Source organism: Nonomuraea sp. 3N208 (assembly GCF_052245935.1).
Classification (GTDB): domain Bacteria; phylum Actinomycetota; class Actinomycetes; order Streptosporangiales; family Streptosporangiaceae; genus Nonomuraea.
The window spans coordinates 77843-89410 of record NZ_JBQQBR010000049.1; the positions used below are offsets into that span (position 1 = coordinate 77843).

Below are 11568 nucleotides of genomic sequence, written 5' to 3' on the forward strand. Positions count from 1 at the left end.
GCAGGGGAAGCGGCTATGGGTTGCGTGGAAGGCGAGGCGAAGAGGTTCGCCGAAGTCTCAAGGAGACAGGTGCGGTGTGCCACTCATCGGCAACACACCGCCCCTACTGCGAGGCGCCGACACCTTGCGTATCGCGGTGACGTCGCGTCAGTTCGAGCTCGGCTTCAAGGTCGAGCCGCGAACCACGAGGTTGGTGGGAATGATGCACGAGGGGGCGGCCTCCGGCGATCGGCGCACGTGGTCGAGCAGCAGACGCGCCGCCGCCGCACCCATCTCCCGCATCGGCTGGCGGATGGTGGTCAGTGCCGGATAGGTGTACGACGCCAGCTCGATGTCATCGAACCCCACCACGGCGACGTCCTGCGGAATCCGAAGGCCGGCCTCATGCAAGGCCGCGAGCACGCCGGCCGAAGTGGGGTCGTTGTGCCCGAAGACCGCGTCGAATTCCACGCCGTCCGCGAGAGCTTGCGCGACCGCGCTCCGACCGCTGTCGAAGAGGAAATCGCCGTAGATGATGCTGCGTTGGTCGAGCTCGATCCCGGCCTGCGCATAGACGTCGACGAAGCCGCCCAGCCGTTCCCGAGTACAGCCGTACGCCTCGGGACCGGTCACCACTAGAGGGCGACGGCGGCCGATGTCCAGCAGGTGGCGCGCCGCCTGTGCACCCCCCTCCCGGTTGGTGGTGGCCACGTAGGGGAATCCCGGCCGGTGGAAGCGGTCGTCGATCAGTACCATCGGCAGCCCCGCTTCGTGCAGTTCAGTGATGTAGCCCAGGGCCCCCTCGGGCTCTATCACCAGCAGACCGTCGAACGACTTGGCAGCGACCTGCAGGCCCAGCCTGCGCAGTGACTCCTCACCGCGGTTCCAGGTCAGCATGCGCAGTCCGAAGCCCTCGGTCTCCAGCGTTTCGACGACCGCCTGCACGATGCCGGCCCAGGCCCAGGCCATATCAGGGACCAGCATGCCGATCATCTGTGTCGTGCCGCGTGCTAGCCCCACTGCCCCGGCGCTCGGCACATAGCCGAGCTCCGAGATCGCCTTGCGGACCTTCACGACGGTGTTCTCGTTGATCTCGCCCTTGCCGTTCAGCACCCGCGAGACCGTCGTCTTGCTGACCCCGGCCCGCGCGGCCACGTCGGCGATGGTGATTCCCATGTCACCTCCCCTCCCTCCCTGCAGAGGCGGAAGACGTCCTCCCGCACCGGAGGGCCTATCGTACAGAAACTCGTGGAACCGGTACCGGAAGCGGTCACGGAAGCGGTCCCGGAACCGGTTTCGGCACCGGCTCTCGAAGTGAAGCACGCAAAGGCTCGACCGGTCAACACGCCGGAAACAATTCGTTAACTGACCGATCTCAGTCTCGATGACGTCGCGGAAGCCTGCCGGTCGCCACCCAAGTCGCCGCCCTGACCTGCTCGTTTGTCGGCCCCAACCCGACATGGCAGGACCATGTGGTGCAGTTCGCGACCGCCGGCGAGCCTGACGGCCTGTCGGCCCGCACCGGAGCAATCGCGCCCGAACCATTGACACACTGGCCGGATTGCGATTCATAATCGGGCACTCGATGTCAACGATGACATATGTCAACGATGACACCCCCGGTCGCCGGCGTGGACGTCGGCGCCGGCCTGGGCGTCACTTTTCGGTCCGTCCGCGCCAGGGCCCGCAGTCACCGCTGCACGGACGGTCGCGGGACAAGGAGACACCATGAGCTCTGTACGCGTATCCCGGCATGCCCGCATGCGGTTGCTGGCGGCGACGGTCTGCGCCCTGTCCGCCGCCCCACTCGCCCCCCAGGCCGCCGCGGCCGACACCCCGCCATACACCGAGACCTACAGACCCCAGTTCCACTTCACTCCGGAGAAGAACTGGATGAACGACCCCAACGGCCTCGTCTACTACAAGGGCGAGTACCACCTCTTCTACCAGTACAACCCGAACGGCAACTCCTGGGGCGACATGTCCTGGGGGCATGCCGTGAGCAAGGATCTCGTGCACTGGGAGGAGTTGCCACTCGCCCTGTCGCACGACGACGAGGAGATGGTGTTCTCCGGCAGCGCGGTCGTCGACTGGAACAACACCACCGGATTCGGCACCGAGAAGAACCCGCCCATGGTGGCGATCTACACCAGCGCCTACAAGAACGGCGGCAAGCAGGCGCAGTCGCTCGCCTACAGCACCGACCGCGGCCGCACCTGGACCAAGTACCAGGGAAATCCCGTCATCGACATCGGCTCCACCAACTTCCGCGACCCCAAGGTCCAGTGGTACGCGCCGACCAAGAGCTGGCTGATGACGGTGTCACTGTCCGCCGAGCACAAGGTGCGGTTCTACTCGTCCAAGAACCTCAAGGACTGGGAGTTGCTCAGCGAGTTCGGGCCGGCCGGCGCGACGGGCGGCGTGTGGGAGTGCCCTGACCTGTTCCCCCTCGCCGTCGACGGGGACAAGAACAACATCAAGTGGGTCCTGGTCGTCAACATCAACCCTGGGGGCATCGCGGGCGGTTCGGGCGCCCAGTACTTCATCGGCGACTTCGATGGCAAGAAATTCACTGCCGAGGACAAGGGCACCTACACACCGCCCACCGGCACGGCGATGCAGGACTTCGAGGGCGCCGACTTCGGTACGTGGACGACCAGCGGCGCCGCGTTCGGCCAGGGACCGGCAACCGGGGCCGTGGACGGTCAGGGAACCGTCACGGGCTTCGACGGCAAGGGCCTCGCCAACAGCTTCCACGGCGGTGACGGGACCACCGGCACCCTCACCTCGCCCGAATTCACCGTGGAGAGCCCCTACTTGAACTTCAAGATCGGTGGGGGCCGGCACCCGCACGAGGCCGGGACCGTCCTCGAGGAGCCTCCGCCCGAGGGGACGGTCCTCGCCGACTTCGAAGGCGGAACGTACGGCAACTGGACGAAGACCGGGGACGCCTTCGGCACCGCACCGGCCACGGGCACCTTCCCCGGCCAGGGACAGGTCTCCGGATACCTGGGCAGCGGCCTGGTCAACACCTTCCTGAACGGCGACTCCACCACCGGCACTCTCACCTCGCCCGAGTTCACCATCGACAAGAAGCACATCAACTTCCTCATCGGCGGCGGCCACCACCCGGCCGGTTCCGACAACCCCACCGCCGTCGAGCTCCTCGTGGACGGCCAGGTCGTCCGCAGCGCCACCGGAAAGGATGCCGAAGCACTCAACTGGGTCTCCTGGGACGTCGCTGAACTCGCCGGCAAGAAGGCGCAGATAAAGATCGTCGACGAAAACACCGGCGGCTGGGGCCACCTCAATGTCGACCACATCGTGCTCTCCGACACCCAGGCCCAGCCCATCTCCCAGGAGACGTCCGTCAACCTGATCGTCGATGGCAAGGTCGCCCGCAGCGCCACCGGCTCTGACAGCGAGACGATGGACTGGGCTTCGTTCGACATGCGTCCCTACATCGGCAAGAAGGCGCAGATCCAGGTCGTCGACATGAACACCGCCGGCTGGGGCCACGTCCTGGCCGACCAGTTCACCGCCGCTGACAAGCCCGCCCTCTCCGTCGTGCAGCGCGCTGACTGGGCCGACTACGGCAAGGACTACTACGCGGCGGTGTCCTGGGAGAACGCGCCGGGCGGCAAGCGGTACATGATCGGTTGGATGAACAACTGGGACTACGGCCTCTCTGTCCCCACCTCGCCCTGGCGCGGCGCGCAGAGCGTTCCCCGGGAGATGGCCCTGCGCACCGTCGACGGCCGGATCCGGCTGACCAGCAAGCCGGTCAACAGCCTGGAGTCCCTCCGGGAGAAGGGCCCGGCGACGGCGTCCGACGTCACCGTCAAGAGCACCTCCAAGCCTCTGATCGGCCGTGCGGTACAGGGCAAGGCACTCGACATCGAGGCGACCTTCTCCCTCAAGGACGCCGAACGCTTCGGCCTGAAGGTGCGCACCGGCGCCAACGGCGAGGAGACCGTCATCGGCTACGACACCACGACACAGGAGCTGTACGTCGACCGCACCCGCTCCGGCGCCGTGGACTTCAACAGCACCTTCCCCGGCGTCCAGACCGCGCCCCTGAAGGCTGAGAACGGCCAGGTCAAGCTGCGGATCCTCATCGACTGGTCGTCCGTCGAGGTCTTCGGTGGCAGCGGCGAGGCCGTGATCACCGACCAGATCTTCCCCGACCCCTCCAGCGCCGGCGTCGACGTCTTCGCCGAAGGCGGCACCGCCACCCTCGACCACATGCAGGCGTGGCAGCTGAAGTCCATCTGGCCGTGACCTGCCTCGAGTCCGCGCGCCGGACAGCCAGGAGCGGCTTCCGGCGCGCGGCTCTCGGCGAGGCAGGCGCCGCCGCCATCGCGAACGGCGGTGGCGGCGTGCTCCTGACCAGTGGTGAAGCCGACCAGGTCGGCGGGAACGTCGCGGGCGCGGGGAACGTCATCTCGGGCAATGACGGGCGGGACCTCCAGCTCGACAGCTCCGCGTCCGCCAGCACCGACCACTGCGAGAGCGGCGCCACCCATCCTCCTTCGCCGTACCGTCAACCAAGGAGCACCTGTTCAGGTGGTGGAGGATGCGGATCCCGTCACGTACCGGTAACAACTGTTGACGTGACCGATACGTGGACGTACGGTTCCGTCAATCGATTAACGTCAATCGATTAACGAGGAGCCATGGCAGCCACCCTGAAGGACGTCGCCCTCCGGGCCGAGGTGTCGGTCGCGGCCGCGTCGCTCGTCCTGTCCGGCAAAGCCGAAGGCCGGGTCGCCGAGGCGACCGCCGAGCGCGTCCGGACCGCGGCGGCGGAGCTGGGCTACCGCGGCAACCGCGCCGCCCGCAGTCTGCGCCGGCAGTCGGCTCCGCTGCTGGGACTGCTGAGCCTGGGCGTGGCCACTCTGCCCTACGCCGGGGCGATGCTCGAAGCCGCGCAGTCAGCCGCGCGCGAGCACGACTACGACCTGCTGTTCATCGAGGTCGGCACCCCGGACGACGTCGGCACCCCGGACGCCATTGCCGAGAACCTGCTCCTGCTGGAGGAGCACCAAGTGGCGGGCATCCTGATCGCCTCCTACTTCCACCGGGAGCTGGTCTTGCCGGCGCAGTTGCCCGCGCCCACCGTTCTCGTCGACGCGCTGTGCCCGGACCGCGACATCGACTGGGTGGTGCCCGACGAGTACGACGGCGAGACCGAGCTACTGGAGGAGCTCGCCCGCGCCGGCCACCACCACGTCGGCTGGATCTGTGAGACCCCGACGTATCCCGCGACCAGGCTGCGGACCAAGGCGTTCGAGGACGTCGCCGCGCGTCACGGATGGGACGACGACCCGCGGCGCGTCGTCCTGACCGAGCACGCCGACGCCGCGGACGGCTACGCGGCCATGTTGCGGCTGCTCGAGCAGTTCCCGAAGGTGACGGCGGTCGCCGCCTTCACCGATCGCATGGCCATGGGCGTCTACATGGCCTGTTTCGAGCGGGGCATCCGCATACCCCAGGACATGTCGATCGTCGGATTCGACGACCAGGTCCTGGTGTCGGAAGCGCTCCGTCCCGGACTCACCACCGTGGCACTGCCCCATCGGAAGATGGGCAAGTGGGCGGTGGGCCGACTCATCGAGCGCATCGAGTCGGCGGAGGATCTGGCGGTCAGCCAGGTCCACATCAATGGCGGCCTCGTCGTCCGAGACTCGGTCGCCGCTCCGCGCACTGGTCGGATCAGGGCCAGTACGCGGAGGTGAGCAATACCCACGCAACGGCGTAGCCGTTGCCTCGCTTGGAGGGCATCATGTCAATACTAGCCCGGAGCCTCCCCGTGGCCGCCCTGGGCGTCGCCGGTGCGCTGGCGCTCGCCGCCTGCGGTGGCGGCGGGACGAGCGCGGGGCCGGCCGGTTCCGCCCCGGCCGCTTCCGGTGGCAAAACCAAGGTCACCATGTGGACGCACAACGCCGGCAACGAGGTCGAGCTCAAGCTGGTCCAGCAGGTCACCAACGACTACAACGCCTCGCAGGACAAGTACGAGATCACCGTCCAGGCGTTCCCGCAGGAGTCCTACAACGACGCCATCGTGTCGGCCGCGGCGTCCAAGAGCCTGCCGTGCCTCCTCGACGTCGACGCTCCCATCATGCCGAGCTGGGCGTACGCCAACTACCTGCAGCCTCTGACCCTCGACGCCAAGCTCACCGACCCGCTGCTGCCGGGAGTCAAGGGCGTCTACAACGACAAGCTGCACTCGGTCGGCTTCTACGACGCCGCTCTCGGCATCGTGACGCGCAAGTCGATCCTGGAGGACAACGACATCCGGATCCCGACCGTCGACCAGACGTGGACCATGGAGGAGTTCGACGCCGCCCTCACCAAGCTCAAGGCGTCGGGCAAGTACGACTACCCCCTGGACGTCGGCAGCGGCTGGACCGGTGAGTGGTCCCCCTACGCCTACTCCCCGTTCCTGCAGTCCTTCGGCGGTGACCTCATCAACCGCACCGACTTCTCCACCGCCGAGGGTGTGCTGAACGGTCCCCAGGCGGTCAAGTGGGGCGAGTGGTTCCAGGGCCTGTTCAAGAACAAGCTGGCCAATCCCAAGGAGTCCGAAGACCGTACGGACTTCCTGCAGGGCAAGGTAGCGATGCAGTGGAACGGCTCCTGGGCCGTCGGCGACGCGGTGAAGAAGTTCGGCGACGACATCCTCATCCTGCCGCCGCCCAACCTGGGTAAGCAGCCCTACATCGGCGCCGGTTCATGGCAGTGGGGGATGTCCGCGACCTGCCAGACCCCCGAGGCGGTCAACGGCTGGATCAGCTTCGGGCTGCAGGACAAGTACCTGTCGGCCTTCAGCGAGCAGCTCGGCAACCTGCCCGCCTCCGCCAGTGCGCAGGCGCTGGGCAAGAAGTTCAAGGAAGGCACCAAGGAGAGCACCTACATCGAGCTCGCCCGCAAGTACGCGCTCATCCGCCCGCCGACACCCGCCTACCCGTTCATCGCCAAGACCTTCGAGAAGGCGGCGGCCGACATCATCGCCGGCGCCAACGTGCAAGACGCGCTGAACACCGCCGTCGACGCCATCGACAAGAACCTGGCCGAGAACAACAACTACCAGTGATCGGCCCCGGTCTGGGGTGTGCCGCCACCCACCCCGGACCCGCCCCCCACTTGTGAGGTCCACGTGTCCCTGACGCATGCCCGCGGCAGACCCAAGCGATCCGTCACCTACATGCGGGACCGGCCCAGCCGATGGCCCAGGCGGCCCGCCGACCGCCACAAGGCCGAGGCCAGGACGGGACGGCTCTTCACCGCCCCGGCGATGTCCCTACTGCTGATCTTCCTCATCATCCCGATAGCCCTGGCCCTCAGCCTCGGCTTCACCGACGCCAAGCTCTCCTCGCCGCAACCCACCCGCTGGGTCGGCCTGTCCAACTTCGAAGACCTCCTGAGCCTCAAGCAGCTCACCCTCGACGATGCCCGCGTCCGCGAGCTCGCCGGACCCGACGGCACCGTCCGCACCGCCCTGCGCAGCCTGACCAAGAACGGCAGCGGCACCCCGTACGAAGGCATGTCGGTGCTGTCGGACTCCGTCGCCGCCGACGGCAAGAGCGGCAGCTTCTGGCTCGCCGGTGACCCGCTGTTCTGGAAGTCGCTGCGCAACACCGCCGTGTTCGCCCTCGTCGTCGTCCCCGTCCAAGGAGGGCTGGGCCTGCTGCTGGCGCTGCTGGTCAACAGCAGATTCCGGGGACGGGTGTTCTTCCGTACGGTGTTCTTCCTGCCCGTCGTGATGTCGATGGTCGTGGTGTCGATCCTGTGGGCTTTCCTGTACGAGAAGGACGGACTGGTCAACAACGCGATCAAGGCGGTCTACCCGTCCTGGGACCCGATCGCCTTCCTCGCCGAACCGTCCACCGCGCTTCCCGCCATCATCGTCATGTCGATCTGGCAGGCCGTCGGCTTCCACATGATCATCTGGCTGGCGGGGCTGCAGACCATTCCGGCCGAGCTGTACGAGGCCGCCAAGATGGACGGTGCGGGCCCCTGGCGTACCTTCACCGCCGTCACCTGGCCGGGGCTGCGGCACACCTTCGTGTTCGTCCTGGTCACCATCACCATCGCCGCGCTCGGGCTCTTCACGCAGATCAACGTCATGACCAAGGGCGGGCCGCTGGACTCCACCTCCACGCTCGTCTACCAGGCCTTCGCCGAGGGCTACGGCAAGCAGCGCATCGGCTACGCCTCCGCCATCTCCTTCGTGTTCTTCGTGCTCGTGCTGTGCGTCGCGCTCATCCAGCGTCGGCTGACCAGGGAGAAGGACGCATGACCGCCACCGTCAAGGCCCGCCGGACCATCGCCCGCACCGCCTTCTACACCGCCGGCGCGCTGCTCTCATTCGCCTTCCTGCTGCCCATGATGTTCATGATCGTGTCCAGCTTCAAAGGCAAGCTGCAGATCTTCGAAGACCTCGAATCCGTCCGGGCGTTCCTGCCGGTGGGCGACGTCGGCCCCGACAACTATCAAGGTCTGTTCAGCCGGGTCCCGCTCGCCCGCTTCTACGCCAACTCCCTGCTCGTCTCGTTCCTCGTCGTCGGGCTCGGGCTCGTGATCAACAGCTTGGCCGCCTTCGGCATCGCCCGGATGCGCTGGCGCGGGCAGGGCATCGTCATGGGGGTGCTCATCGCGACCCTCATCGTGCCGTTCGAGACGCTCGCGCTCCCGCTGCTGTACTGGGTGAACAATCTGCCCTATCTCTCCTTCGCCGCCGGGACGCCCGAGCTGACCACCGGCTGGATCAACACCTACGCCGTGCAGATCGTCCCGTTCATCGCCAACGCGTTCTCGATCTTCCTGTTCGTGCAGTTCTTCAAGTCCATCCCGCGCCAGCTCGACGAGGCCGCCTTCATCGACGGTGCCGGTTTCCTGACCGTCTACCGGCGCATCGTCGTCCCGCTGAGCGGACCGGCCTTCGCCACCAGCGCCATCCTCACCTTCCTGCCCATCTGGAACTCCTACCTGTGGCCGACGATGGTCGTCCAGGAGGAGGGCCTGCGGCCGCTCCCCGTCGGCCTGGACTACTTCTTCCAGTCCAACACCGCCGAGGGCGTGCCCTGGGGCCAGATCATGGGCTACACCACCCTGATCACCCTGCCGATCATGGTGCTCTTCGTCATCTTCCAACGCAGTTTCGTGGCCAGCGTGGCCAACAGCGGAATCAAGGGGTAATCAATGTTGCGACTGGCGGACAGCTGGATCTGGGACTCGTGGTACGCCTACGACGGTGGGCTCCACCACGCGTTCTACCTCCGGGCCTCGCGCGGCCTCGGGGATCCCGACCGCCGTCACCGCCACCCGAGCGTCGGCCACGCCGTGTCCGCCGACCTTCGGGACTGGACGGTCCTCCCCGACGCCCTGGCGGTCTCGGACTTCCCGGCGTTCGACGACTGGACCACCTGGACCGGCAGCGTCGTGCGCGACGACGCCGGGCGATGGTGGATGTTCTACACCGGCACTACCCGGCAGGACGGCGGCGACATCCAGCGCGTCGGCATCGTCACCTCCACGGACCTCCTCGTCTGGCACAAACACTCGCCACACACCGTCCTGGAAGCCGACCCCCGCTGGTACGAGAAGCACGGCCAGTCCGCCTGGCCCGAAGAAGCCTGGCGGGACCCATTCGTCTTCCAGGGCGAGGACGGCCAATGGCACATGTACGTCACCGCCCGCGCCGGCCACGGCGATTGGCGAAGCCGTGGTGTCGTCGGGCACTGCACGTCCACCGATCTGGAGCAGTGGCACGTCCAGCGGCCGCTGACCGAGCCCGGCGCCGGGTTCGGCCACATCGAGGTCGTCCAGGCCGAAGTCGTCGACGGCACTCCCACGCTGATCTTCTCGTGTGCGCACGCCCAACTCGACGACGACGCTCTCCGTCGTTACGGCACCGGGGGCATCTTCAGCGTCACCGGGCCCAGCCTCCACGGCCCCTTCGACATCTCCACCGCCCGGCTGTTCCCCGACACCTCGCTGTACGCCGGTCGCCTGGTCCGGCATGACGGCCGGTGGCACCTGATGGCCTTTCGCGACCTCGTCGACGGCTGCTTCGTCGGCGAGCTCGCCGACCCGGTCCCCGTCACCAGTACGCCGGATGTGGGCCTGATGCCCGCCGTCGACCGCAGCGCGGCCCACCAGTAGGCCTTCCACCGCTCCCGCGCAGACCGGCCGGGCTGTGCCTTGGATCGTTTGGTGACGTGATTTTGGGATTGCTATTCGTCGTGGTGCGTGGAGAGGAGGGTTGGTCGGCGTACGCGAAGGGCCGTTGGTCTCTTGCTTCGGCTCTCACCGAGTAAGAGACCAGAAGAGGCCAACCAGTTTCGTTGTTCCTCGCGGGCCTGCCCGCCGATGGGAGTCCTGCGGCGGAGGGCGTCCGCGACGCCGGTCCCATTCATGCGCCCGGCGATGGCCACTGCTGCAGCCGTCTGGAGCTTGATCACGGCCAATACGCGGCCAAGTTTAGGTGCTCAGGGGAGAATGCCCGCTAGCTTGCGTTCCCCGCCTGCCTGTTCACCCACGCCACGATGTCACTGAGTCGAGTGCTGACCAACAACATCCCTTCGGCGCTATAGCCGAGCACTACCCCTGAGATCGGCACACCGAGTCGCGGAAGATCGGCGAACGTGTCGATGGCGTGATCCGAGACGACGGCACGTTCGGCGTGGGCAAACGTATGGATCGGTTCGTCCACCTCTACACCGATGCCAAATCTGTGATGGCAGAGCACTCGTCCCTTTACGAGCGAGTCGATCTCGACAAGGCCGGACTGCACGGTGAAGCGGCCGGTTTCGGGATCGTGCATATCCCAGATCTCCACAGCGTCATCATCGCGGGTCTGGCTGATGGCGCCAAGCAAAGAGGCCGGTTGGGGAATCAGGAACTGCCGGGAGATCAGGAACCGGCGGTGGGGGCGGGGAGGCAGGTCGGAGCCGCTAGTACTCGATCACTTCGGGCTGATCCGCGATCGAGCCGATCACTGGATATTTCGCCGATATGATCACCGCGATGACCGTCAGGACGATCGCGACCAGCACGTCCGCAGCGAGTGCTCTGCGAGACGGCCTTGGGGGTCTGTCGCCACTCAGCCCCGGCGTGTCCCGGACGCCGCGCCGGTCCGGGTAGTCCTCGTCCAGCCGGCTGTCCAGGTCGAGCACATGCCGCCACCACAGCGGTCGTTCACCGGTTTCCACCGGCACATTGTCACGCCTGCCTGTCCGTCCCGCATCGGCCGTTGTGACGGGGCTCACGTTCTTAGGGAGTACATCGCAGGGATAACCTCGCGGCCCTTCGTTCTCAGGAGGTACGCGATCTCGGTATGACGGCCGACGCGCACCGGCAAGGGCAGTGCCTAGTTTCGTTCCTGCCGGCACGCCGCTCTGGAGCCGCGACCTCGACCTCGACCTCGACGAAGCATCGAGGCGCTGTTCATGACCACGTTTCGGACCACCTCTCAGGAGGACATAGCGTGACCTCTGTCCTAGAAGCCCAGGGACTGGGCAGGAAGTACGGCAAGCGCTGGGCGCTGCGCGAGTGCACCATCGACATCCCGGCGGGCCACGTCGT

General features: G+C 66.8%; 9 protein-coding genes. 6 read left to right on the forward strand and 3 right to left on the reverse strand.

The window, feature by feature from the left end; translation table 11 throughout:
* Positions 1–147: 147 nt before the first annotated feature.
* Entirely contained in the window at positions 148–1155 is a 1008-nt protein-coding gene (locus tag ACTWPT_RS49135) for a LacI family DNA-binding transcriptional regulator (protein WP_443184451.1), read from the reverse strand.
* 552 nt (positions 1156–1707) lie between these two features.
* On the opposite strand from ACTWPT_RS49135, the gene ACTWPT_RS49140 reads away from it, so the two are divergent.
* The 6 genes from ACTWPT_RS49140 (at position 1708) to ACTWPT_RS49165 (ending at position 10146) form a co-directional block, all read left to right on the forward strand.
* Positions 1708–4260 carry a GH32 C-terminal domain-containing protein gene (locus ACTWPT_RS49140; RefSeq protein ID WP_443184452.1) on the forward strand — a complete coding sequence of 851 codons (2553 nt, stop codon included), beginning with the start codon at positions 1708–1710 and terminating at the stop codon, positions 4258–4260.
* Positions 4261–4655: 395 nt separating this feature from the next.
* Positions 4656–5717 (forward strand): LacI family DNA-binding transcriptional regulator, encoded by a 1062-nt coding sequence (locus ACTWPT_RS49145; RefSeq protein WP_443184453.1) that lies wholly within the window; start codon positions 4656–4658, stop codon positions 5715–5717.
* Between the two features lie 47 nt (positions 5718–5764).
* Entirely contained in the window at positions 5765–7075 is a 1311-nt protein-coding gene (locus tag ACTWPT_RS49150; protein WP_443184454.1) for an extracellular solute-binding protein, read from the forward strand.
* 63 nt (positions 7076–7138) lie between these two features.
* Positions 7139–8281, forward strand: coding sequence for a carbohydrate ABC transporter permease (locus ACTWPT_RS49155; RefSeq protein WP_443184455.1), 1143 nt, complete (start codon positions 7139–7141; stop codon positions 8279–8281).
* Complete coding sequence (locus ACTWPT_RS49160; protein WP_443184456.1) at positions 8278–9180, forward strand: carbohydrate ABC transporter permease; 903 nt, start codon at positions 8278–8280, stop codon at positions 9178–9180. The genes ACTWPT_RS49155 and ACTWPT_RS49160 overlap by 4 nt, the downstream gene beginning before the upstream one ends.
* Before the next feature lie 3 nt (positions 9181–9183).
* The gene (locus tag ACTWPT_RS49165) at positions 9184–10146 is read left to right on the forward strand and encodes a hypothetical protein (protein ID WP_443184457.1); all 963 of its coding nucleotides are present in this window, start codon (positions 9184–9186) and stop codon (positions 10144–10146) included.
* A gap of 343 nt (positions 10147–10489) precedes the next feature.
* On the opposite strand, the gene ACTWPT_RS49170 is transcribed toward ACTWPT_RS49165, so the two are convergent.
* Both ACTWPT_RS49170 and ACTWPT_RS49175 read right to left on the reverse strand, forming a co-directional pair.
* Entirely contained in the window at positions 10490–10822 is a 333-nt protein-coding gene (locus ACTWPT_RS49170; protein WP_443184458.1) for a hypothetical protein, read from the reverse strand.
* 115 nt (positions 10823–10937) lie between these two features.
* Complete coding sequence (locus ACTWPT_RS49175; RefSeq protein ID WP_443184459.1) at positions 10938–11195, reverse strand: hypothetical protein; 258 nt, start codon at positions 11193–11195, stop codon at positions 10938–10940.
* Between the last annotated feature and the right edge of the window lie 373 nt (positions 11196–11568).

Excerpts from the sequence above, each read along its gene's own strand:
- ACTWPT_RS49165 (WP_443184457.1), top strand. The coding sequence starts at position 9,184 with ATGTTGCGACTGGCGGACAGCTGGATCTGGGACTCGTGGTACGCCTAC.
- ACTWPT_RS49160 (WP_443184456.1), top strand. The coding sequence starts at position 8,278 with ATGACCGCCACCGTCAAGGCCCGCCGGACCATCGCCCGCACCGCCTTC.
- ACTWPT_RS49135 (WP_443184451.1), bottom strand. The coding sequence starts at position 1,155 with ATGGGAATCACCATCGCCGACGTGGCCGCGCGGGCCGGGGTCAGCAAG.
- ACTWPT_RS49150 (WP_443184454.1), top strand. The coding sequence starts at position 5,765 with ATGTCAATACTAGCCCGGAGCCTCCCCGTGGCCGCCCTGGGCGTCGCC.
- ACTWPT_RS49145 (WP_443184453.1), top strand. The coding sequence starts at position 4,656 with ATGGCAGCCACCCTGAAGGACGTCGCCCTCCGGGCCGAGGTGTCGGTC.
- ACTWPT_RS49140 (WP_443184452.1), top strand. The coding sequence starts at position 1,708 with ATGAGCTCTGTACGCGTATCCCGGCATGCCCGCATGCGGTTGCTGGCG.